General features: G+C 39.1%; 14 protein-coding genes and 1 tRNA gene. 1 reads left to right on the top strand and 14 read right to left on the bottom strand.

Translation table 11 applies throughout. The annotated features are described in order from the left end of the window. Positions 1-81 precede the first annotated feature (81 nt). Positions 82-1,671 (top strand): peptide chain release factor 3, encoded by a 1,590-nt coding sequence (locus B0G92_RS06125; protein ID WP_056069343.1) that lies wholly within the window; start codon positions 82-84, stop codon positions 1,669-1,671. A gap of 65 nt (positions 1,672-1,736) precedes the next feature. Here B0G92_RS06125 and B0G92_RS06120 read toward each other — a convergent pair whose 3' ends face one another. From B0G92_RS06120 to tuf, 14 genes are all read right to left on the bottom strand, one after another. Beyond that, positions 1,737-1,940 carry a hypothetical protein gene (locus B0G92_RS06120; protein WP_143394998.1) on the bottom strand — a complete coding sequence of 68 codons (204 nt, stop codon included), beginning with the start codon at positions 1,938-1,940 and terminating at the stop codon, positions 1,737-1,739. 16 nt (positions 1,941-1,956) lie between these two features. Next, the gene (locus tag B0G92_RS06115) at positions 1,957-4,437 is read right to left on the bottom strand and encodes a T9SS sorting signal type C domain-containing protein (RefSeq protein WP_101471442.1); all 2,481 of its coding nucleotides are present in this window, start codon (positions 4,435-4,437) and stop codon (positions 1,957-1,959) included. A 243-nt stretch (positions 4,438-4,680) separates the two neighbouring features. After that, entirely contained in the window at positions 4,681-11,631 is a 6,951-nt protein-coding gene (locus tag B0G92_RS06110) for an Ig-like domain-containing protein (RefSeq protein ID WP_180326405.1), read from the bottom strand. A 972-nt stretch (positions 11,632-12,603) separates the two neighbouring features. Beyond that, on the bottom strand, positions 12,604-12,915 hold the full coding sequence (locus B0G92_RS06105; protein ID WP_056069326.1) for a DUF3467 domain-containing protein: 312 nt from the start codon (positions 12,913-12,915) through the stop codon (positions 12,604-12,606). Between the two features lie 3 nt (positions 12,916-12,918). Next, the gene (rpoC, locus tag B0G92_RS06100; RefSeq protein WP_056069319.1) at positions 12,919-17,220 is read right to left on the bottom strand and encodes a DNA-directed RNA polymerase subunit beta'; all 4,302 of its coding nucleotides are present in this window, start codon (positions 17,218-17,220) and stop codon (positions 12,919-12,921) included. 92 nt (positions 17,221-17,312) lie between these two features. Next, a complete protein-coding gene (gene rpoB / locus B0G92_RS06095; RefSeq protein ID WP_056069315.1) occupies positions 17,313-21,125 on the bottom strand; it encodes a DNA-directed RNA polymerase subunit beta in 3,813 nt (1,270 codons plus the stop codon). 266 nt (positions 21,126-21,391) lie between these two features. Beyond that, positions 21,392-21,763: a 50S ribosomal protein L7/L12 gene (rplL, locus tag B0G92_RS06090; RefSeq protein ID WP_056069312.1), complete on the bottom strand. Its 372-nt coding sequence runs from the start codon at positions 21,761-21,763 to the stop codon at positions 21,392-21,394. 52 nt (positions 21,764-21,815) lie between these two features. Beyond that, entirely contained in the window at positions 21,816-22,316 is a 501-nt protein-coding gene (rplJ, locus tag B0G92_RS06085) for a 50S ribosomal protein L10 (protein ID WP_056069310.1), read from the bottom strand. 22 nt (positions 22,317-22,338) lie between these two features. Next, the gene (gene rplA, locus B0G92_RS06080) at positions 22,339-23,028 is read right to left on the bottom strand and encodes a 50S ribosomal protein L1 (RefSeq protein WP_056069306.1); all 690 of its coding nucleotides are present in this window, start codon (positions 23,026-23,028) and stop codon (positions 22,339-22,341) included. Positions 23,029-23,036: 8 nt separating this feature from the next. Then, the gene (gene rplK / locus B0G92_RS06075; RefSeq protein ID WP_056069304.1) at positions 23,037-23,477 is read right to left on the bottom strand and encodes a 50S ribosomal protein L11; all 441 of its coding nucleotides are present in this window, start codon (positions 23,475-23,477) and stop codon (positions 23,037-23,039) included. Between the two features lie 68 nt (positions 23,478-23,545). After that, on the bottom strand, positions 23,546-24,097 hold the full coding sequence (nusG, locus tag B0G92_RS06070) for a transcription termination/antitermination protein NusG (protein ID WP_056069301.1): 552 nt from the start codon (positions 24,095-24,097) through the stop codon (positions 23,546-23,548). A 9-nt stretch (positions 24,098-24,106) separates the two neighbouring features. Continuing rightward, the gene (gene secE / locus B0G92_RS06065) at positions 24,107-24,304 is read right to left on the bottom strand and encodes a preprotein translocase subunit SecE (protein ID WP_056069298.1); all 198 of its coding nucleotides are present in this window, start codon (positions 24,302-24,304) and stop codon (positions 24,107-24,109) included. 15 nt (positions 24,305-24,319) lie between these two features. After that, positions 24,320-24,390: transfer RNA gene (locus tag B0G92_RS06060), tRNA-Trp, on the bottom strand. A 60-nt stretch (positions 24,391-24,450) separates the two neighbouring features. Continuing rightward, positions 24,451-25,644, bottom strand: coding sequence for an elongation factor Tu (gene tuf, locus B0G92_RS06055; protein ID WP_056069295.1), 1,194 nt, complete (start codon positions 25,642-25,644; stop codon positions 24,451-24,453). Positions 25,645-25,663: the final 19 nt, after the last annotated feature.

Below are 25,663 nucleotides of genomic sequence, written 5' to 3'. Positions count from 1 at the left end.
TAACTCCGGTTTCTTGTTATTATTATACGCTGATTATTTGTTGAATAAATAGTATTTTTGCAATCCATTTTTATACAGGATATGAGTTTTCAAAAAGAAATAGAAAGAAGAAGAACTTTTGGGATTATTTCGCATCCCGATGCCGGAAAAACAACACTGACTGAAAAATTACTTTTGTTTGGAGGAGCGATTCAGGAAGCCGGAGCCGTAAAAAACAATAAAATTAAGAAAGGTGCCACTTCCGACTTTATGGAAATTGAGCGCCAGAGAGGAATTTCGGTTTCAACCTCGGTTTTGGCTTTCAACTATAAGGATAAAAAAATCAATATTCTTGATACGCCGGGACACAAGGATTTTGCGGAAGACACTTATAGAACGCTTACTGCAGTTGACAGCGTTATTGTTGTTATTGACGTGGCAAAAGGGGTTGAGGAACAGACTGAGAAATTAGTTGCTGTTTGCCGAATGAGAAATATCCCGATGATTGTTTTCATCAACAAATTAGACCGCGAAGGAAAAGATGCTTTCGACCTGATGGACGAAGTGGAACAAAAATTAGGATTGACGGTTACTCCATTGAGTTTCCCAATTGGAATGGGTTATGATTTCCAGGGAATCTACAACCTGTGGGAGAAAAACATCAATCTTTTTAGTGGGGACAGCCGTAAAAACATTGAAGAAACCATTGCTTTTTCTGATGTCCAGAATCCTGAACTGGAAAAAATCATCGGCCAAAAACCGGCAGATAAGCTGCGTGAGGAACTGGAATTGATTGAAGAAGTTTACCCAAGCTTTAACAGGGAGGCCTATCTTGAAGGAAAGCTACAGCCTGTATTTTTTGGCTCTGCCCTGAATAACTTCGGAGTTCGTGAGCTTTTGGATTGCTTTATAGAAATCGCACCTTCGCCAAGACCGAAAGAATCAGAAACAAGATTGGTTGACCCTTACGAAAGTAAAATGTCGGGATTTGTATTTAAAATCCACGCCAATATGGACCCAAAACACAGGGACAGGCTGGCTTTTGTCAAAATCGTATCGGGTACTTTTGAAAGAAACAAGCCTTATTTGCATGTCCGCCAGAATAAAACTCTAAAATTCTCAAGTCCGAATGCTTTCTTTGCCGAGAAAAAAGAAATTGTCGATATCTCTTATCCGGGTGACATTGTAGGTCTGCACGATACCGGGAATTTTAAAATTGGAGACACCTTAACGGAAGGCGAATTGATGAGCTTTAAGGGAATTCCTAGTTTTTCGCCGGAACATTTCCGTTATATCAACAATGCCGATCCGTTGAAATCGAAACAGCTTGAAAAAGGAATTGACCAGCTGATGGATGAAGGTGTAGCCCAGCTTTTCACTTTGGAAATGAACAACAGAAAAGTAATCGGGACCGTGGGAGCTTTGCAGTATGAAGTTATCCAATATAGATTGGAGCATGAATACGGGGCTAAATGTTCGTATGAAAACTTTCCGGTGCATAAAGCATGCTGGGTAAAACCTGATGATGCCCGAAATGAAGAGTTTAAGGAGTTCAAACGTATCAAGCAAAAGTTTTTGGCCCATGACAAATACGGGCAATTGGTATTTCTTGCCGATTCTGATTTCACTATCCAGATGACACAAAACAAATACCCAACCGTGAAATTGTTTTTTACTTCAGAATTTGATTAATCAAAAAACATCAATAAAAAAAGGCTGTACAATGTACAGCCTTTTTGTTTTTGAGCTTCTAACAATTAAGCCTTTTTCGCTTTTCCTTTAATAAAAGTGTAACCTAAAACCACTCCTGCCAAAAGCATTGGCACGATATAATCGTTGATTGGCGCTGGCGTCACATCTTCATCATCTGGTGCTTCAGTTGGATTTTGAGCGAAAGATGCCGTGCTTAGGAATAACAAAAGCAACAGGCTGGATATTTTTGTTGTAATTGAGTTTTTCATATCTGACGGGGTAATATTAGTAAACAATTTTTTTGTTGGCAGTTCCATTTTCAGTCGTAGTAATTTTCACTACCAAAACCTGGTTTGCGATAGGAAGATTTGCTATTACTGCTGATGAAGCATCGATATTATTTTTGGTATAAATAAGACGGCCACTCATATCGTAAAGCTCAATGTTTTCCATAACATAGTTTCCGGAATTGATAACCAAAGAACCGTTTTGTTTGTATGCTACAATATTATTAGAAGAAATTGTAGGTACCTTAACACCAAGTGCTGCTCTGTAAACTATCTCAAAACGATTGTTAAACACTCCTGTTTCAGACGCAAATGAATAAGCACCTGATTTAAGATTATGAAGTTGTCCTGTCGTATTATCTTTTAAGAAAACTTCCTGGCTGCCTGCAAAAAGTCCATCAACATGATCAATTGCAATAGTATAGTTTCCTGCAACATCTGTTTTAAAACTCATTGGAACCACATCATCAGATGTAAAAGGAAGACTTCTTCCCTGAATTGCAAATTCCTTGTTTTCGATATAAGAAGTGAATGCGATGGCACTATCATTAAAGTAGCTACCTTCAATACCATAGTCAATACCTGAAGTAGCACCTGTCATATAACCTAATAAAGTCTGACCTACAACCTCTGTTCCGTTAGAAAGATTCAACCATATTCTGTGTCTTTCTACTTCGGTTGTATTTGCATTTCTAAAAAATGCACCTCCGGTAGTTGCTGAACGAAGCGCATTGCTAAAATTCAATGTATTTTGAGTCGCTCCCGATTTCACTTTTACGAAGAATCCTTGTCCGGCATTGATTACACCATTTGGGTTAAGAGCTGCTGCTTCCGGCTGGGCACTTGTTACTCCCATTCCTGTTGAAGTAGCGTAACCGCTACCTGAGGCTCCGTTTCTTTTTCTCCAGAACCAGATTGTTCCGTCAATTGCATCGGAGTTAGAAGAAAACAATTGAGCAATTGAAATTGCAGATGGATAAGGATTTCCAACAAGATTGAAACCTGTATTTGCATTTGAAAGTGCCACGTTTACACTTTGGTTATATGGAACACCTGTAAATTCTGCATTGATTGCAGTTCCAGGATCGCCTTCAACATAAGCCGGATGTGAGTCCGGAGTTCTGATCAGGTATCCTTTTCCTGATTCAAAATTATAAGACCCTTCACTTTGCGTTGGAAAAACAGCTTCGTAATCACCATTTGTACCCGTCGCAGTATTGTAGGTATAAAATCTGTTGGAAAGCGTTGCTGAAGAAAAACCTTTCAGATTTTGCCCGATTAATGGAGACGACCATAAAGTGTAGTCAAAACGGTATAACGGATTACTGTTTCTTTTTACCTTGATTGATCCTGTATTGGCTACAGCATTTGTCTGAATCAGATTCGCATTATTCTCTACAATAAAGTTGCTTGAAGCCGCATTGTTTACAATTGCATTTTCAACAGTTACCGAAGTTCCTGTTGCCACTGTAAATATTCCTGAATTTACTGTAAGCGATTTAGCTGTAAATACCCCTTGTGGAGCTGCTGCACCTGTAGAGTAATCTCCTGCTATAATAGCGTCTAAAGAAGAAGTTGGTGTTCCGTTTGACCAAGCCGTTCCATTCCAGGTTGTTGAAGTTGGAACAGTACCAATAGATGCCGGAACCGCATTATAGACAACCACATCGTCAACAAAAATATTTGCAGCATTGGATGTACTACTAATCCCTATAAATGTTGTACTGTTAACATTAGATCCACTAGACATTGCTCCTTGTGCAATATCATTACCTATCAAAACACCGTCTACATACAAATCATATTTTTGGGTAGCTACACTAGCAGGCAAACCATTATATGTATAATTAATTACGCCGCTCGATTTATTGTTACCAATAATCTCAACCTTATGCGCTTCCAGTTGTGTCAAGGCAGTAACTGTAAATCCAGTACTAACCCAGCTAGAGTTTTGTCTCGAAGTGATATTCACATTTCCTCCTGAATCATATGTAAAACGGATTCCTGCAAATACTGCTGATCCTGCGAAATCAGATGCATCGGAATACATTGACCCAGAACCCTGATAAAAAGTCCAACTACCAGAACCTGCTACTGCCGTAGCAGTAGAATTCCCAAACAACACTTTAAATGAAGTATAAAATTCTGTACTTCCTGTATATCCAACTATTGGCGAAAACTTCGCTACAGAAGTAGTAGAAGAAGCTGTTGCTTTTACATAACTTCCATCAGCCCCTAAAGGATTTGTTCCATTCAACAGACTAATTGGAGCATTAGGTGCTGTCGCCCCTCCTCTTACCCAAGTAGTTCCGGAAGTTGGATTAGGTATAACACCTGTAGATCCTGTTTGTGATGTATGGTTTGCTGTTCCAGTACCAAAGTTTTGAACTGAAGTTTGCCCCCATACTCCATTAAAAAATAATCCAAACACCAAAACCATCAGTGTCCGTAAGGATGTAAATAGTAAAGTTTTTTTCATTATAAATTTGTTTTTCACAAAGTTAAGAATTCGTTAATAAAACATTAAACAAACGCATTATCTTTTTGTTAAGAATTAACATTTTATGTTATTCATCGAAATTAATTGTATTTTAAACGATAACAAAAAATATTTTTAACAATAAAATTCTTTATAGAAATTTAAAAATTTACTTTTCAATAACTTTTTTACAACAAAAAAGCCTCCCGAAGGAGGCTTTTCATTTTTATCAATAAAAATTGATTATTGATTCTTCAATAGTTTAACCATTTTGGATTTGTTACCTGAAGATACTTCCAATAAGTAAGATCCTGCCGGCAAATTAGACATATCAATTTGTGTTTCATTTGCATTTACTGATTTAGTAATCAGCTGCTGTCCTACCATATTGTAAAGCTTAAGACCTGTTATGGCTTCGCTGTAAGATACAGTTAAAATATTGTTTACAGGGTTTGGATAGTACTTAAAGTTCGCATTGTCGAAACCGTCTACTTTAAGTGCCGTACCAGCCTGTATTGCTACTCTTTGAACACTTTCGCAACCACCTACTGTTTGTGAAGCATAGTAAGTAGTTCCAGAAACTATTGGAGTTGTAGCTGGCAATACGTTCCCTGCTGCACTTGAGTCATACCAGATAATTCCAGTACCATTCACAGTCAAACTTGCCAATGTTGCACCCGCAGGGAAATCTTGTGGAGAAGTAGCTGTTGGAGCCGGAGTAACCGTTACAGTTACATTTAACGTTTGAGTTGTAGCACATTGTCCTGCAGTTGGCGTAAACACATAAGCTCCACTAGCTGTATTGCTAATTGTTGCAGGACTCCATGTTCCTGTAACTCCATTTGGAGAAGTTGTTGCCAATGCTGGAGCTGTTGAGCCCTGGCAAATATCTGCAATTGGTGCAAAGTTAGGAACGGTTTCTGGAGTAATAACAACATTCAACGTTTGGGTTGTGGCACATTGCCCGGTAGTTGGTGTGAAAACATAACTTCCGTTTGCACTCATATTAACCGTTGCAGGAGACCATGTTCCGGTAATTCCGTTTGGAGAAGTCGTCGCAAGTGTTGGAGCCGTAGATGACTGACAAATTGTTCCAATTTCAGCAAAGTTAGGAGTAACAGTTGGTGTAACAGTTACCAAAGTACTGTCTGTTGAAGAACAGGTTCCAATAGTAGCAGTAGCTGTATATGTTGTGTTACCAACAGGTTTCACATATATTCTTCCTGCTGCACTACCGGCTACGTATGGAATTGTACCTGCTGCGTCAGTAAACAAATCACCTGTTCCAGTTGATGTCCAGGTAATTGCAGGAGCAATTATTTCAAACGTTACATCATTTCTAGAGCTATAAGTAAAACTTGAAGTTCCAACAAATGCATCTATTGCTGTACCAGTCACATTATCTGCTCTATAGAAAATAGTACTTACAAAAGTTGTAGGGCTATGTTTAGCCGTGTTATAAGTAGTACTATTACCACCGTTATTATTGCTATAGTTCATTTCAATAATTAAGTTATCAGTACCATTCCAGGTAAAAGGAGCGTCTAACACAAAATTATTCAAGCCTACAACCGGAGTATAGTTAGCAGCAGCCTTAACCGTTGTCATACCCGCCTCCCATGAAGTAGCTGTAGCAAAACTTGCTGTAGCAGAGTTTTTCATTTTTACAACAAGATTGTTAAGTGCATAAGTAGTATTGGCTGTAGCTAAATCTAATTTTATAGCACTAATCTGCGTATTAGGAATAAAGCCTAAAGCCGTCAATTCAGCTGCAGTATAAATCCACTGCTGTTTTGTACCACCATAATATGCCTGGAATGGATTTGGACCTAATGTTGCATTAGTAGCGTTAGTACCTGAAGTAGCAGCTCCCGTTCCGGAAACAACAGTTGGTGAGGCAGGCACACCTGATACTGTCAATTGCTGTACACTTCCGGCGCAAACTGCAGGCGCATCAGGCGTCACAGTAATTGCAGGAGGAGTTGTATTTACAGTAACATTCACTGTTGCGGTAGTAGAACATCCACTTGTAGTGTTGGTTGCAGTAAGCGTATATACAGTAGTTGCCGAAGAAGTGAATGTCCATCCTGAACCAGCATTTCCGGAAACACCTGTAGAAGGCGACCATACATATGTATCATAATCTGAAGCACCAGCTGTAATTGTTACGGCTGTAGTAGCAACGCCTCCACAAACCGCGGCCGGGTTTCCACTCAATGTAAGAGCCGGAGCAGTTGTTACCGTAGCAACAACAGGAACTCTTGGCGAAGAACAGATTGACTGTCCGTTGATTATAAATTTAGGTCTGAAATTAGTTGTACTGTTTACATCCGTTTCAGCTAACATCGCTGCAGGAGTAACACTGTCTCTTTGTCTGTAAGCCGATGCTACGAATCCTACATCATCTACTTTCAAAGAACTATTTGAAGAAGTTGTAGCGCTTGGAACACTACTCCATGAAATAGTAACAAGAATGTTAGAACTACCGTCCCAGTTAAACACCGAAGATGAACCTGCACCTGTTCCAAAAGCTAATGTATTCACTGTGTTAGCTACTGGTGTAAATCCACCATTGGTTCCGGTTCCAGCGTATACTTGCACCAATCCTGAGTTAATAAAAGTAGTTGTAGGAGCTGTTGTCGCTGTTGTATTTGCCAATTGTACAGTAAATCCTTGGTAAGCCTGACCTGAAGTTGTAGGTTCAAACCCTAAACTAGTAAAGTTAGACGTTCCTGAAAATCCAGCGGCAATCAATTCAGAAGCTCTGATAATATACTGAGTCTTGGTTCCTCCCCAGCTTCCTGGGAAGAAAGATTGTCCTGCAGTAGTTGAATTTGTTGCTCCGGCTCCTAATGTATTAGCTGCAGGAGGAGTAGACACTTCAGCAGCAGCATAATAGGTTGTTGTTGCAGAAATAGATGGAGTTGTAAAGGTATTTCCTGTAGCTACCGGAGCACCTCCAGCAGCTGCTGCATACCAATTAATAGTAGCACCTGCACTTGGTGTAGCTGCTAGCTGAACAGTTCCCGTACCACAACGTGTAGCCGGCGTATTTGTCGCTACCTGATGTGTGAAAACAATATGCACAGGAGTTGAAGTTCCTGTAGCTGGTCCCGCAGAACATGTCACTACGCACTCATAATATGTAGCTACCGTTGGCACTACAGTCAATGTAGGCGTGTTTGCCCCGGCAATATCATTATAAACAGTTCCGTCTGTAGAACTTTTCCATTGATACGTAACACCTGAACCAGAAATTGCATTTTGCAGGCTTAATGCTACAGAAGCACCAGCGCAAATTGTAGTAGCAGAAGCTACAGTATTTCCTGGATTTGGAGTACCACTACAAGCATTAGAATCTGCAAAAGAAACATAGCCTGTGAAATTAGCGGCAGAAATAGGCAGATTGGACTGAGTAGTATTAGGAGCTCCCGCCGTTCCAGCTGCATAAGTGGCAACGCTACCAAAAGCATTTGTGTAAACACCTGCAGGAGTTAGCGCCTGAACAGGGATACTTGTGCTCACAATTGAAGCATCTCCCAATCTTACATTCATATCAGTAATTGTACCTGACATTAAAGGAATTTCCCATCTTCTTGTTGCAGACAAATTAAGTAAGCTTACGTCTGCTGTACCTGTATTAGAATCAAAAGCTTCTGCTTTAAAGTTAGAAACCGCAGTTGTAGCGGGAGCTAACCAAATTGGCGCATAAGCAGCTTTTCCTACAGGAAAGTGCTGGTAAGTAGTATTTGGGTTACCGCTTATTATAGTTCTGGCCAACGGACCATTTACATAAGCTGTTGCACTTCCTCCTGTTAATGTTCCACCAGCAGTAGCTGTCCCTAACGTTAATAAATTAACATTAGTCGTATTAACTTTTCCGCTTGTAAGCGTTAATGTACCACTAATAGAAAGAGGAACATCTAAAGTTAAACCTGTTGTACTAGAGTTGTTAACTGTCAAAGAGGTTAAGTTAGCAGTAACAGTAGTTCCTGAGTTTCTGAATACACCTGCTCCGGAAATAGATTGTGGATTTGTAGATGCTACAGCAGCGCCATTAAAATCATTAATATTTAATGTACTTCCTGCTGTTAAAGTGCCATTATTAATTAGGTTTCCAGCTAAATGATGCACACTTCCCATTTGGTACTCACCGGAAATAATATTCAGGTTACCTCTAATTGCTACAGCACTAGTTGTTTTTACAAACCTATTTGTTCCTGTAGTTCCAGAATCCACAGTAACATTTCCTAATCCATAATAAGAGTTTCCAGGGAAAAGATATATATAAAATCCGTTGCTTCCTGTTGTACTATTATCATTAGATATACCATCTCCAAATTTGAAAGTATGGTTAACACTAGCTGAATTATATGCTCCATCTTGATAAATTCTCAATGCATACGTTGAAGCACTAGAACTTTGAGGAGGATCGACAATAGTAATTGTACCACCTGTTAGGCTTAGGTTAGCTACAGCATTTGCAGTAATATTTAATATATGGGTTCCTGAAGCTACAGAATTAGTAGCACTTCCGGCATTATTACCATCAATATTAATGTTTCCACCACTCTGATTGAAAGTAGAACCGCCATTATGAACCATGTTACCAAAAACATTCACTGTTCCTGAAGTAACGGTCATAATTCCACTGTTTGAGAAAGTACGGTTATTTGCACCTGCTGCAGAAAGGTTAATTGTTCCACCACCAACTGTAAGTGTAGCGCTTGATCCGTTTGTGATACCAGTAGTACTTGCTCCCGTAACATTCAAGCTACCGCCGGTAATGTTCATTATGCTATTGTTTGCAACTGTATTTGCAGCAATCAAAGAAGCTCCAGAAATGTTTACCGTACCACCATTTGTAAGAGATGTAAAGTTAAGGCTTCCTGTTGCAGCATTCAAAGTACCGCCAGTTGCTACTGTTAAACCTGTAATAGTATTAGCTCCATCTAAAGCTACAGTTGTGTTATTTGCAATTGTTACAATATCTGTAGCACCCGGAACTGCATTTTTGTTCCATGTAGCCGGAGTAGTCCAGTTTCCGTTAGCAACAGAAATAAATGGAATATCAGAAGATGCAACACCTACATATAAAGGAGCAGACAATAAATCAGTCTGAGATACTGTAATTCTTTGCGCTCCAGGAGTTGTCGTACCATTTTGGTGAGCACCTCCAATAGCTGCATTAGCAAACATAACCCTTGCATTTCCATTAGCCAATCCTGAGAATGCATTTTGAGCGAACAAAACAACAGTATAAGAACTTGAACTAACAGGTGTTCCTTCATTTGAAACCACCCATCTTCCATTATATCTTTCGTTTATTGTATAAGCGCCATCAGCTACTGACAAGCCTGAAGTAACACCTGCAACATCATTATATATTACTGCCAATTCACCGGCTACAGCACCTGTTGCATTGGTTCTCGTAATATACATTGCTCTGTTCTCTCCTGCATTGTTTATAAAAGGATATCTACTCGTTGCATTTGTAGGATCTGTTGCTGCCGAAATAGTAGTTCCTGTTGCTGTTGCTGTCCACCATCTTGAGAACTTAGCACCTGGAAGGAAACCGGTCCCTACAGGAGCCGTTAAAGTGCCCCCTGCTGCATTCGCACCAAAAGTCATTTTATTAGTTCCCAAATTAATTCTGGCACCAGTTATATTTAAATTATTAGCAATTTTGACATCATTAATAAGCCAGTTCACGTTTGGTGTAGCTGTGTTCGTATTGCTAAATGTTAAGTTTCTTATAATACCAGTATTAAAAGTACCTGAACCATTTACAGTTTGTACAGCTGTTCCATTTAACGTCAGCGTACCGGCTGTTCCACCTACAGAAACATCAATCACTCCATTGTTCTGGATATTTCCAGTGACAGTTAATGTTTTTCCAGTAGTTCCATTAAAAACGTTTACAATTCCACCTGATGCTACTGTTAGATTATTGCCTACTGTAAAATTGGTTGGTGTAGTTCCATAAGCTAAAGTTCCTTCAACCGAAAGATTGTTTATAGACAAACCTGTCACATCAACCGTTACCGTTGTTCCTACAGAAACTATTGCACTATCAAAAGAACTAGGAACCATTCCAGCATCCCATGTCGAAGCTGAATTCCAGTTCCCTGTTGTAATAGAAGTAAATGTACCCACAGCATTTGTTGCCTGAACAGCATCTAAATCAGTACTTTTTCCTCCTTCACTAATAGCATAAACACGCCATGAATAAGCAGTAGCGGGTGTTAATCCTGTTACATTGTAAGTGGTAGTTCCTACGTTCACAGTACCAGCCTGAGTATAAGTAGCACCTCCATCAGAAGACCTTAAGATTATGTATTTTAGTACATCTATATTTGGAGATGACTCTGCCCAATTTAACGTCATAGATGCCGAACCAACATTTGAAAAAGATAAAAATGTAGGTGGCGGAATAACTGTAGCTAATGCATTACCAGGGTTTCCTGGAGGTATAAACTGATAAACTCTTCTGTTTCCATCAGCAGCAGAATTTAGATTAGCAATTGATCCCAAAGCAGTTACAGCCGGATTGGCAGCATATGGATTCGTTACAGAAACAGTATTTCCGGCATATAAAACCGAAGCAAAAGCACCTGTAGCAGACCCAGTATAAAAACCAATAGAAGGGGATTTATTTCCGGCACCAACATCTACTGCTGACATGCTTCCGTAAACATATTCTACATTACCTTTTTCGTAAAGTCGTATTTGCCATGTTGAATTTGCTGTTACACTTGTAGTTGAAGTATAAAAAAGTTGCATATTAAGAAACTCAACTACCAAAACCCTGTTTGGTGCTGTTCCCGATACTTTATAATGAACTTTTCCGGTAGTAAGACCTGTTCTTAAATCAGCATTAAAAGCTGAAAGCCTTGGAGAAGTAGCCGAACCTCCATTTATGCTATAAGTATTGGTTGGCGCAGCTGTTGATCCCAATTGCAAGATTCCATCTTCCTGAACCGAAAACTGGGTAAACCTGTTTCCCATAAAGTGAAAGTCGAATCCAATATTGGTAACAGCCGAAACGGCTGCGTCAAGACCAGGACCTATCAGCTGTGTTGTTCCTGTACTCATATCAACGGCTCCGCCATTCATATCAAGTGCCAGTGAACCTGTAGTGGAAGTGGCAAACGTGTAATTTGCCGAGTTCTGGGCCCAAACTGAATGATTCATAGCCATCAATATGACTATCAAAAACAAGCTAATCCAAGAAGGCCTAGCTCCGCGAGAAATAGAATCAGGCCGGGGGTCAGCCAAATTCCCAATCCCTTTTCTGAGTTTAGAGGTTTTTCTAAAACTCGAAAGAGTGTAATAATTCATCATAGTTTAAGTAAATTGATTAAAAATAAAGTAAGAACATCTATTAATGGAAATCCACATTATATTACAAGACAAAAGACCCTCAAAGGATTTGACAAATCCCTTAAAATATCTTCCGTAATTTGCATAAAAAAATGCGATTCAATCAACGCGGAAAATTAATATAATATTTAACACAAAATTAATATTTAAAGAAAAAATTTATGAACAATGCCAAAATTACCTGTTCCAAGCAATAAAAATCCTCTTTTTAAAACACTTTTAGCAACAAAATTCAACATTACTATATTGTAACAAATGCATAACTTTTAGAGAAGTTTTAGCGATTTTATTTATTTCAAAACTTCCTTTACACAAAATATTTCTTACAAATAGTTCTAAAACCTTTTTCTTAAGTATCTAAAAAAGCTCTCCACCGCTAATTTGAAAAAAAGGATGAAGAGCATTACTTAATTAAAATATTATGCTGGATGTCACTAGCCAAAAAGACCTGCACAACTCAATAAAAGCAAAACCATAAACACAAAAAATCTGACGATGGAGTTGCCTGACAGCATTGTATCATCATTACGACCAACAGCATTCGACTCTTTATACAAAATCTTCATCTCAAATAAATTTAATACATTAACTTCTAATCTTAGGGGAAATTAGCTGGTGTGTGGTAGTATTTGCAGTATTTGTAATGAAATTTTAATTCACAGATAAACTTAGAGAAACTGTTACCGAAAAAAAAATAAACCCGATAAAGTTCAATAAAAAACGTTGAAGTAGCGTTGTAGTACAAAATAAAAAAGCCTCCTGAAAATTCAGGAGGCTTTTTGTTTATGCTTGTCCGGCAGGACCAAAATTCAAAGGAATTGGAGGTTGTTCCGTGTCTTTTATTTCGCCGTGAGCGCTTTCATAACGGTGGATATTCTCTCCTATAGCCTTTAATAATCTTTTGGCATGCTGCGGTGTCAAAACGATTCTAGATTTCACTTTTGCCTTTGGAATTCCCGGCATAATGCTTACGAAATCCAATACAAATTCTGAAGCTGAATGGTTAATAATAGCCAGATTGGAATAAATTCCTTCGGCAGTTTTTTCATCCAATTCAATATTAATCTGACCTTGTGGTTGTTTTGAATCGCTCATATCTTAATAATTATATTCTTCTTTTGCAGCCATTAGCTCATTGTATTCTTCTTTAGAACCTACAATTACGTTATCGTAATCTCTCATACCTGTACCAGCAGGGATTCTGTGACCAACGATAACATTTTCTTTAAGTCCTTCAAGCATGTCTACTTTTCCAGCAACAGCAGCTTCGTTCAATACTTTAGTAGTTTCCTGGAACGATGCCGCAGAGATGAATGATTTAGTCTGCAACGAAGCTCTGGTGATACCTTGTAATACCGGAGTTGCTGTAGCCGTGATAACGTCTCTTGCAACAACCTGATTTTTATCCGTACGCTTCAATAGTGAATTTTCGTCACGCAATTGGCGAGGAGAAACAATCTGTCCCGGTTTAAGGTTTTCAGAATCACCAGCATCTTCTACTACTTTCATACCATACAACTTATCGTTTTCATAGATAAAGTCTTTAGTATGGATTAGCTGATCTTCAAGGAACAACGTATCTCCCGGATCCTGAACCTGAACTTTACGCATCATCTGGCGGATTACAACTTCAAAGTGCTTGTCGTTGATTTTTACCCCTTGCAGACGGTAAACTTCCTGAATTTCATTTACAAGATATTGCTGTACTGCTGATGGCCCCTGAATTCTCAAGATATCGTCAGGAGTAATTGCTCCGTCAGACAATGGCATACCTGCTTTTACGAAGTCGTTTTCCTGTACAAGAATCTGGCTGGAAAGTTTTACAAGATATTTCTTGATTTCACCAAATTTAGACTCGATTACGATTTCACGGTTACCTCTCTTGATCTTACCAAATGAAACAACACCATCAATTTCAGAAACAACAGCCGGGTTCGAAGGATTACGAGCTTCTAACAACTCGGTAATTCTTGGAAGACCTCCTGTGATATCTCCTGCTTTTGAAGAACGACGTGGTATTTTTACTAAAACTTTACCTGCTTTAATCTTCTCACCGTTTTCAACCATCAGGTGGGCACCCACCGGTAAGTTGTAAGAACGGATCAATTCGCCGTCTTTACCGTAAATTAATAAAGTAGGAATCAATTTCTTATTTCTTCCTTCAGAAATTACTTTCTCCTGGAAACCTGTCTGCTCGTCGATTTCAACCTGGTATGACTGTCCTTGCTCTAAATCTTCATAGGCTACTTTACCTGTGAATTCAGAGATGATAACACCGTTATACGGATCCCATTTACAGATAGTCGTTCCTTTTTCAACAACGTCACCATCTTTAACAAAGATGCTTGAACCGTAAGGAATGTTATGTGTATTAAGAACAATACCTGTCTTAACATCTATCAATTTTAATTCTGTTGAACGAGAAATCACAATATCAGTAGTATTTCCTTCAAGATCTTCTCCTTTAACAGTTTTAAGATCTTCAATTTCAAGACGACCGCTGAATTTTGTAGTGATGCTTGATTCTTCAGAAAGACCTCCAGCAACCCCTCCAACGTGGAATGTACGAAGCGTTAACTGTGTACCTGGCTCACCAATTGACTGTGCTGCAATTACACCAACAGCCTCACCCTTTTGGGTCATTTTTCCGGTTGCCAAGTTTCTTCCGTAACATTTAGCACAAATTCCTTTGTCTGCTTCACATGTTAATGGCGAACGAACTTCCACTTTTTCAATTGGTGATTCGTCAATCAATTTAACAACAGCTTCTGTAATTTGTTCACCAGCTGCAACCAAAACTTCGCTGGTAAGCGGGTTGATTACATCTTGTAAAGCTACACGTCCTAAGATTCTTTCTCCAAGAGTCTCAACAATCTCTTCGTTCTTTTTCAATGCTCCTACTTCAACACCTCTCAACGTACCGCAATCTTCTGTGTTTACGATAACGTCCTGAGAAACGTCGTGTAATCTTCTTGTCAAGTAACCCGCATCCGCCGTTTTCAAAGCGGTATCCGCAAGACCTTTACGAGCACCGTGAGTAGAGATAAAGTACTCAAGGATGGAAAGACCTTCTTTAAAGTTAGACAAAATCGGGTTCTCGATAATTTCACCACCACCGGCAGTCGATTTTTTAGGCTTAGCCATCAATCCACGCATACCGGTCAACTGACGAATCTGCTCTTTAGAACCCCTTGCCCCAGAGTCAAGCATCATATACACAGAGTTGAATCCTTGCTGATCTTCTCTAATGTTTTTCATTGCTAATTCTGTAAGCAAAGCATTGGTTGAAGTCCACACGTCAATAACCTGGTTGTAACGTTCGTTATTGGTGATAAGACCCATGTTATAGTTCATTGAGATACCTTCTACCTGTTCGTTGGCATCATCAATTAATGATTGTTTTTGATCTGGAATTTTGATATCTCCCAAGCTGAATGACAGACCTCCGCGGAAGGCGAATCTGTAACCCATATCTTTCATATTATCAAGGAAGGCAGCAGTTGTAGGTACATCTGTTACGCTTAAAATTCCACCAATAATATCTCTTAACGATTTTTTGGTCAATACCTGGTTGATATATCCGGCTGCTTCAGGAACCACTTCGTTGAAAAGTACACGTCCTGCAGTAGTCTGGATGATTTTATAAACCAATTCTCCATTTTCATTGAAATCTTTAGCTCTGATTTTCACTCGGGCGTTTAATTCCAATCTTCCTTCATTCAAGGCAATGTTTACTTCTTCAGCAGAGTAGAATGTCAATCCTTCACCCAAAATTTTGTGATCCGGAGTAGACAAACGCTCTTTGGTCATGTAGTACAGACCCAAAACCATATCCTGAGAAGGTACCGTAATTGGAGCACCGTTAGCAGGGTTCAAGATATTGTGAGAAGCCAACATCAACAATTGAGCTTCCAGGATAGCCTCTGGCCCAAGTGGCAAGTGAACCGCCATCTGGTCACCATCGAAATCCGCGTTAAATGCCGTACAAACCAATGGGTGAAGCTGAATTGCTTTTCCTTCGATTAGTTTTGGCTGGAACGCCTGGATACCCAATCTGTGCAATGTAGGAGCACGGTTCAGTAATACAGGGTGTCCTTTAATTACATTTTCAAGGATATCCCATACTACCGGTTCTTTTTTATCAATAATCTTCTTGGCAGATTTTACTGTTTTTACAATTCCTCTTTCAATCAGCTTACGGATTACGAAAGGTTTGTAAAGTTCAGCTGCCATATCTTTTGGAAGACCGCATTCGAATAATTTCAATTCAGGTCCAACGACAATTACCGAACGGGCAGAATAATCCACACGTTTACCCAAAAGGTTTTGACGGAAACGTCCCTGCTTACCTTTCAAGGAATCAGAAAGTGATTTTAACGGTCTGTTAGATTCTGTTTTTACAGCAGAAGCTTTTCTTGTATTATCGAATAACGAGTCAACAGATTCCTGCAACATACGTTTTTCGTTACGAAGGATTACTTCCGGCGCTTTAATCTCCATCAAACGCTTCAAACGATTGTTACGGATGATTACTCTTCTGTACAAATCGTTCAAATCTGACGTTGCGAAACGACCACCATCAAGCGGCACCAACGGACGCAATTCTGGCGGGATAACCGGAACTACTTTCATAATCATCCATTCCGGACGGTTCTCACGGTTTTCGTTAGACTCACGGAATGATTCAACAACCTGAAGTCTCTTTAAAGCTTCAGTCTTACGTTGCTTAGAGGTTTCGTTGTTTGCAGAGTGTCTTAATTCGTATGACAATTCATCCAAATCAATTCTTGCCAACAAGTCCATGATACATTCAGCACCCATTTTGGCGATGAATTTGTTTGGATCGTTGTCATCCAAATATTGGTTTTCCATTGGAAGCGTATCCAAAATATTCAGATACTCTTCTTCTGTCAGGAAGTCCAATCTATGTAATGAATCTCCATCAGGACCTTTAGCGATACCTGGCTGGATTACTACATATCTTTCGTAGTAAATGATCATATCCAGTTTTTTAGACGGAAGTCCAAGGATATAACCAATTTTGTTTGGAAGTGAACGGAAATACCAGATGTGAGCAATTGGCACTACCAAATTGATGTGACCTACTCTATCTCTACGTACTTTCTTTTCAGTAACTTCCACACCACAACGGTCACAAACGATACCTTTGTAGCGGATTCTTTTATATTTACCACAAGCACATTCGAAATCTTTTACAGGACCGAAAATTCGTTCGCAGAAAAGACCGTCACGCTCTGGTTTGTGGGTTCTATAGTTGATAGTTTCCGGCTTCAAAACCTCACCTCTTGACTCAGCCAAGATAGATTCTGGAGAAGCTAATCCTATCGAAATTTTGTCAAACCTTTTAATTTGGTTTTTATCTTTATTTCTGTTCATCATAGTCTTTACTATTGATATTGTGATATTGAAAACCTTTTATTTGCTTAAAGCCCAGAGTTTAGGATGGATATCCTAAACTCCGGAACTAAAAACTATTCCTCTAATCTGATGTCTAATCCAAGACCTTTCAATTCGTGCATCAATACGTTGAACGATTCTGGCAATCCTGGTTCTGGCATAGTTTCACCCTTAACGATAGCTTCGTAAGTTTTAGCTCTACCAATAACGTCATCCGATTTAACAGTCAAAATTTCTCTAAGCGTGCTTGATGCACCGTAAGCTTCAAGAGCCCAAACCTCCATCTCTCCAAAACGCTGACCTCCGAATTGTGCTTTACCTCCAAGAGGCTGCTGAGTGATCAACGAGTATGGTCCGATAGAACGTGCGTGCATCTTGTCATCAACCATGTGTCCAAGTTTCAGCATATAGATAACTCCGACAGTTGCTGGCTGGTGGAAACGCTCACCTGTTCCTCCATCATAAAGGTAAGTATGTCCGAATCTTGGGATTCCGGCTTCGTCAGTCAATTTATTGATTTCATCCAAAGAAGCACCGTCGAAGATTGGCGTAGCGAATTTTCTACCCAATTTTTGTCCGGCCCATCCCAGTACTGTTTCATAAATCTGACCGATGTTCATACGTGAAGGTACCCCAAGTGGGTTCAATACGATATCAACTGGTGTTCCGTCTTCCAGGAAAGGCATATCTTCGTGACGAACGATTCTGGCAACAATACCTTTGTTACCGTGACGTCCTGCCATCTTATCCCCTACTTTCAGCTTACGTTTTTTAGCAATGTACACTTTTGCCAATTTCAAGATTCCGGCTGGTAACTCATCTCCAACAGTAATCGTGAATTTCTCTCTACGCAATGCTCCCTGAAGATCGTTTAGCTTAATCTTATAGTTGTGGATCAAGTCGTTAACCATTTTATTGGTTTCGTCATCAGCAACCCACTGTCCTTTGCTTAAGTGTGCGAAATCTTCAACAGCATTTAACATTTTTTGAGTGTATTTCTTACCTTTTGGCAATACTTCTTCACCCAAATCATTCATAACTCCTTGCGAAGTTTTTCCGTTTACGATATTGAAAAGTTTGTCAACAAGCTTGTCTTTTAATTCAACAAATTTGGTTTCAAATTCCATTTCAAGAGCAGCCAAATCATCTTTGTCTTTACCTCTCTTACGTTTATCTTTTACCGCTCTCGCGAATAATTTTTTATCAAGAACCACACCGTGTAATGAAGGAGAAGCTTTCAATGAAGCATCTTTTACATCACCAGCCTTATCACCAAAGATTGCTCTTAAAAGTTTTTCTTCCGGTGTTGGGTCTGATTCTCCTTTTGGAGTGATTTTTCCAATCAGGATGTCGCCAGGTTTTACTTCGGCTCCAATTCTGATCATACCATTTTCATCTAAATCTTTGGTAGCTTCTTCAGAAACGTTTGGAATATCGTTCGTTAATTCTTCGTTACCCAGTTTAGTATCTCTAACCTCCAATGAATAATCATCGATATGGATAGAGGTGAAAATGTCATCACGAACCACTTTTTCAGAGATTACGATTGCATCCTCGAAGTTGTACCCTTTCCAAGGCATGAACGCTACTTTAAGGTTTCTACCTAAAGCAAGTTCACCATTTTGAGTTGCATAACCTTCTGAAAGCACCTGTCCTTTAACAACTCTGTCCCCTTTTCTTACGATAGGCTTCAGGTTGATTGAAGTACTCTGGTTGGTTTTTCTGAATTTGATCAAATTATAAGTTTTTTCATCCGGGTCAAAACTTACCATTCTTTCTTCATCAGTTCTGTCATATTTAATAGTGATGATATTAGCATCAACATATTCTACTGTTCCGTCACCTTCTGCATTAATCAAAACTCTGGAATCAGACGCTACCTGTCTTTCAAGACCTGTACCCACGATTGGAGCTTCCGGTCTTAATAAAGGAACCGCCTGACGCATCATGTTTGATCCCATCAACGCACGGTTCGCATCATCATGCTCCAGGAAAGGAATCAAAGATGCAGAAATCGAAGCAATCTGGTTAGGCGCAACGTCTGTATAGTGAACAACATTTGGTTCTACAACCGGGAAATCACCTTCTTCACGCGCAATTACCTTATCGGCAGTAATCTGTCCATCATCATTCATTTCAATGTTGGCCTGAGCAATCATCTTACCTTCTTCTTCCTCAGCACTCAAATAAACCGGTTCAGAAACCAAATCTACTTTTCCATCAGTCACCTTACGGTAAGGAGTTTCGATGAATCCCATTCCGTTTACTTTTGCGTAAACCCCAAGAGAAGAAATCAAACCGATGTTTGGTCCTTCCGGTGTTTCAATCGGACATAAACGTCCGTAGTGCGTATAGTGAACGTCACGAACCTCGAAACCTGCTCTTTCTCTCGAAAGACCACCAGGTCCAAGGGCAGACAATCTTCTTTTGTGTGTAATCTCTGCCAATGGGTTTGTTTGGTCCATGAACTGAGATAACTGGTTTGTTCCAAAGAAAGAGTTGATAACTGATGATAATGTTTTGGCATTGATCAAGTCAATTGGTGTAAACACCTCGTTATCTCTAACGTTCATTCTCTCACGAATGGTTCTGGCCATACGAGCCAAACCAACACCGAATTGAGCTGAAAGCTGCTCGCCTACAGTTCTAACACGACGGTTTGACAAGTGATCGATATCATCAATCTCTGCTTTAGAGTTGATCAACTCGATCAGGTATTTAACGATAGTGATGATATCTTCTTTGGTCAAAACCTGTTTGTCCATAGGGATATCAAGATCTAATTTTTTGTTCATTCTGTAACGACCTACTTCACCTAAGTTGTAACGTTGGTCTGAGAAGAACAATTTATCAATAATGCCACGAGCTGTTTCTTCATCAGGCGGTTCTGCATTACGCAACTGACGGTAGATGTGCTCAACAGCTTCTTTTTCAGAGTTTGTAGGGTCTTTTTGCAAAGTGTTGTGGATGATAGCATAATCTCCCTGATTTGCATCTTCCTTATGCAATAAGATTGTTTTTACGTTGGCATCAATGATTTCTTCAACATTATCTTTATCGATAACTGTATCACGATCAAGGATGATTTCGTTACGCTCAATAGATACAACTTCTCCTGTATCCTCATCTACGAAATCTTCATGCCACGTATTCAAAACACGTGCAGCCAATCTTCGGCCAATGTATTTTTTAAGTCCTGTTTTTGATACCTTGATTTCTTCTGCAAGGTCAAAAATTTCAAGAATGTCTTTATCTCTTTCGAAACCAATCGCTCTGAACAGAGTTGTAACTGGTAATTTTTTCTTTCTATCGATATAAGCATACATTACGCTGTTGATATCGGTAGCAAATTCTATCCAGGAACCTTTAAAAGGAATTACTCTGGCAGAATATAATTTGGTTCCATTTGCGTGAAACGATTGTCCAAAGAAAACACCTGGTGATCTGTGTAATTGGGAAACAACAACACGTTCAGCACCATTGATAACAAATGTACCACTTGGCGTCATATAAGGAATTGTTCCAAGATATACATCCTGTACAATAGTTTCAAAATCTTCGTGCTCTGGATCTGTACAATATAGCTTTAGCCTGGCTTTTAAAGGAACGCTATAAGTAAGTCCTCTTTCTATACATTCTTGAATGGTATAACGTGGTGGATCAACAAAGTAATCTAGGAATTCCAATACAAATTGATTTCTTGTATCTGTGATTGGAAAGTTCTCCATGAAGGTATTGTAAAGCCCTTCGTTGCCTCTTTCGTCAGATTTAGTTTCCAGTTGGAAAAAATCCTTAAAAGATTTTACCTGAATATCCAGGAAATCCGGATACTGAGGAATATTTTTTGTCGAGGCAAAATTCAATCTTTCAGTCTGATTTGTTATCATCAATGGACAAAATTTTGATTAAAAAAAAGTAGTTTTTTGTGTAAAACACTGTTTAATTATACTTTTCTTTTTGTAATCAATACATCTTGAAAAATAAAACAGGGTAATCCGGTTTGATTTTTTGTCTTCGTATTGATCAAAAACTTTTTCGTATTTTAAACTATTATTATAATAAAACTTGATATAATTTTATTATACGAAAAATGGTTTAGGCCATTGGACGTCTCTGTCCAAGGCCTAAACCTAGTTATTGTAACTTAGTAAGCTTATTTAAGCTCAACTACAGCTCCAGCTTCTTCTAAAGATTTTTTAAGACCTTCAGCCTCGTCTTTAGAAACACCTTCTTTAACGTTTGCAGGAGCAGCGTCAACTAAGTCTTTAGCTTCTTTAAGACCTAAACCTGTAAGTTCTTTTACAGCTTTAACAACAGCTAATTTAGAAGCACCAGCATCTTTCAATACTACAGTGAATTCTGTTTGCTCTTCAGCAGCTGCACCAGCATCACCACCACCAGAAACTACAACAGCAGCTGCAGCTGGTTCGATACCGTACTCTTCTTTTAATATTGTTGCTAAATCGTTAACTTCTTTTACAGTCAAGTTAACTAATTGTTCTGCGAATTGTTTCAAATCTGCCATTTTTTCTATCGTTTAAATGATTTTTTAAATATAATTTATTTGTGCGTACTGATTAAGACTCAGCTCCTTCTTCGCTAGCGAATTGGTTCTTAAGAGCAGAAATAACTCTTTGAGCCGGAGACTGAAGTAATCCGATGATTTCTCCGATAACTTCTTCCTTAGATTTAAGTGAAGCAAGAGAATCTAAAAGGTTATCTCCAATGTAAATTTCATTGTTGATGAATGCCCCTTTAAAAACTGGCTTATCAGATTTTTTACGGAATTCTTTAATGATTTTTGCAGGAGCATTAGCTACGTCTGCAATGAATATAGAAGTGTTTCCTTTCAAAACTCCTGGTAGTTCACCGTAGTTGTTTTCAGAAGCTTCCATAGCTTTTTCAAGCAATGTGTTCTTAACAACTTCCAGTTTGATACCCGCTTTGAAGCAAGCTCTTCTTAAACTTGAAGTAGTTTCTGCATTTAGTCCAGAAATATCTGCTACATAAACAATATTTGTACCAGCTAACTGTGCAGTTAAATCTCCAATCGCGATTGATTTTTCTTCTCTAGTCATACTAAAAATTTTTAACTACCAATTATACCGCTTTAGGATCTAAAGCAATAGCAGGACTCATTGTTGCTGAGATGTGGATACTCTTAATGTAAGTACCTTTCGCTGCAGTTGGTTTCATTTTGATTAATGTTTGAATAATTTCATGCGCATTTTCTGAGATTTGCTCAGCACCGAAAGAAACTCTTCCGATTCCTGCATGAACGATACCAGTCTTGTCAACTTTAAAGTCGATTTTACCTGATTTTACTTCCTGAACTGCTTTTGCAACATCCATAGTAACTGTTCCTGTCTTAGGGTTTGGCATAAGACCTCTTGGCCCTAAGATTCTTCCTAATGGTCCCAGTTTACCCATTACAGCCGGCATAGTGATGATTACATCAACATCTGTCCAACCATCTTTGATTTTTTGCAAATAGTCGTCTAAACCTACGTGGTCTGCACCAGCAGCTTTAGCTTCAGCTTCTTTATCTGGAGTAACCAATGCCAAAACTCTAACATCTTTTCCAGTTCCGTGAGGCAATGTTACTACACCTCTAACCATTTGATTTGCTTTTCTTGGATCTACACCCAATTTAACAGCGATATCAACAGACTCATCAAATTTTGCAGAAGCAACTGTCTTGATTAATGCAGAAGCATCTTTCAAAGAATACAGCTTGTTTTTCTCAATTTTTGATGCAGCTTCTTTTTGTTTTTTTGTCAATTTTGCCATGTCTTTTCTTAATTAGAAGGAGCGTCTCCCGTTACAGTTATACCCATAGATCTAGCTGTTCCAGCAATCATGCTCATAGCAGACTCAATTGTGAACGCGTTCAAATCAGCCATCTTGTCCTCAGCGATAGCTCTAATCTGATCCATAGTAACTTTCGCTACTTTTTTACGATTAGGCTCTCCAGAACCAGACTTCAATTTTGCAGCCTCTAATAGTTGAATAGCAGCAGGTGGTGTTTTTACAACGAAGTCGAAAGACTTATCTTTGTAAACAGTAATTTGTACTGGTAACACTTTGCCAGGCTTATCTTGTGTTCTAGCATTAAATTGCTTACAGAACTCCATGATGTTAACCCCAGCAGCACCCAGAGCAGGTCCAACCGGTGGCGATGGATTCGCGGCACCTCCCTTAACTTGTAGTTTAACTACTTTACTAATCTCTTTAGCCATTGTTTAAAAAATTTAACGCATCATCTTGGAAGCGATAGATGCGGTTTTTACTATATGTGTAACAAAAATTATACTTTTTCAACTTGCATAAAACTCAATTCTAATGGCGTCTTTCTACCGAAAATTTTCACCATTACCTCAAGCTTACGCTTTTCTTCATTGATTTTCTCAACAGTTCCGTTGAAACCATTGAAAGGACCATCAACAACCTTAATTGTTTCTCCAACAGTAAAAGGAATAGCATGATTGTCTGTCTTAACAGCCAACTCATCTACTTTTCCTAACATCCTGTTTACCTCAGATTGTCTTAAAGGCACAGGGTCACCCCCTTTAACTTCCCCTAAGAAACCAATAACACTAGTAATAGACTTGATAATATGAGGTATTTCGCCAACAAGATTAGCCTCAATCATTACATAACCAGGAAAATAGACTTTGTCTTTGCTGATTTTTTTCCCATCTCTTACCTGCACTACTTTTTCAGTAGGTACAAGCACCTGAGAAATATAATCAGCCATTCCCAATCTGTTGATTTCAGTTTCGATATAAGCTTTGACTTTGTTTTCCTGTCCGCTTACCGCTCTGACCACATACCATTTTTTCACATTATTATCCGCCATCTCAAAAAATTAACCTTTTATCAAATTAAAGAAACCAGCTAATGCTTTTGCGAAAACAACGTCTACTCCCCATGTTGCCAAGGCGAATATTACAGAGAAAACAGCAACTACAATTGTCAAGCGCTGTACTTCTGCCCATTCCGGCCAAGTAACATTATTTTTTAATTCACCGAAAGCTTCGGTTATGTAATTAACAACTTTTGTCATTGTAATTTATTTTTGCACGGGCGGAGGGATTCGAACCCCCATCAACGGTTTTGGAGACCGCTATTCTACCCTTGAACTACGCCCGTTTATTAAAAACCAGCAGAGCAACCCAGAGGCTCTCTGCTGGCTATTTATTTAATAGATAATTAGTCTAAAATTTCAGTTACCTGACCAGCACCAACTGTTCTACCACCCTCACGGATAGCGAAACGTAAACCTACGTTCATTGCAATTGGGCTCAACAAGCTAACTTCGATAGTCAAGTTATCACCTGGCATTACCATCTCTACACCTGCTGGTAAAGCAATAACTCCTGTTACGTCAGTTGTACGTACGTAGAACTGTGGACGGTAGTTATTGTGGAATGGCGTGTGACGACCACCTTCTTCTTTTTTCAAGATATAAACCTCAGCTTTAAATTTAGCGTGTGGCTTAACTGATCCTGGCTTAATAATAACCATACCTCTTTTGATATCAGCTTTATCAATACCTCTCAACAACAAACCTACGTTATCTCCAGCTTCACCTCTGTCAAGGATTTTACGGAACATCTCAACTCCAGTAATTGTAGAAGTCAATTTGTCAGCTCCCATACCGATGATTTCAACAGCATCTCCTGTGTTTGCAACTCCAGTTTCAATACGACCTGTAGCAACAGTTCCACGACCTGTAATTGTAAATACGTCTTCAACTGGCATCAAGAATGGCTTAGCAACGTCACGAACTGGCTCTTCAATCCAGTTGTCAACAGCTTCCATCAATTCCATAATTTTAGGAACCCATGTAGCATCTCCGTTCAATCCACCCAAAGCAGAACCTTGGATAACTGGACCATTATCTCCATCATATTCGTAGAAAGACAACAAGTCTCTGATTTCCATTTCAACTAGCTCTAACAACTCAGCATCATCAACCATATCCACTTTGTTCATGAATACAACGATTCTAGGAATACCTACCTGGCGACCTAAAAGGATGTGCTCACGAGTTTGCGGCATTGGTCCGTCAGTAGCAGCTACAACCAAGATAGCACCGTCCATCTGAGCAGCACCAGTAACCATGTTCTTTACGTAATCCGCGTGACCTGGACAGTCAACGTGTGCGTAGTGACGGTTAGCAGTTTCGTACTCAACGTGTGATGTATTGATCGTAATACCTCTTTCTTTTTCTTCAGGAGCATTATCAATCTGATCGAAAGATTTTGCAGCTGTTTTAGAAAAACCAGCTTCTGCCATTACTTTAGTAATTGCAGCAGTCAATGTAGTTTTTCCGTGATCTACGTGTCCAATTGTACCTATATTTAAGTGCGGTTTGGAACGGTTAAAATTCTCCTTTGCCATTTTACTTAATTTTAATCTT

It is taken from the genome of Flavobacterium lindanitolerans (assembly GCF_002846575.1).
GTDB classification, from domain to species: Bacteria; Bacteroidota; Bacteroidia; order Flavobacteriales; family Flavobacteriaceae; genus Flavobacterium; species Flavobacterium lindanitolerans.
This window is presented reverse-complemented; position numbering and strand designations above follow the sequence as displayed.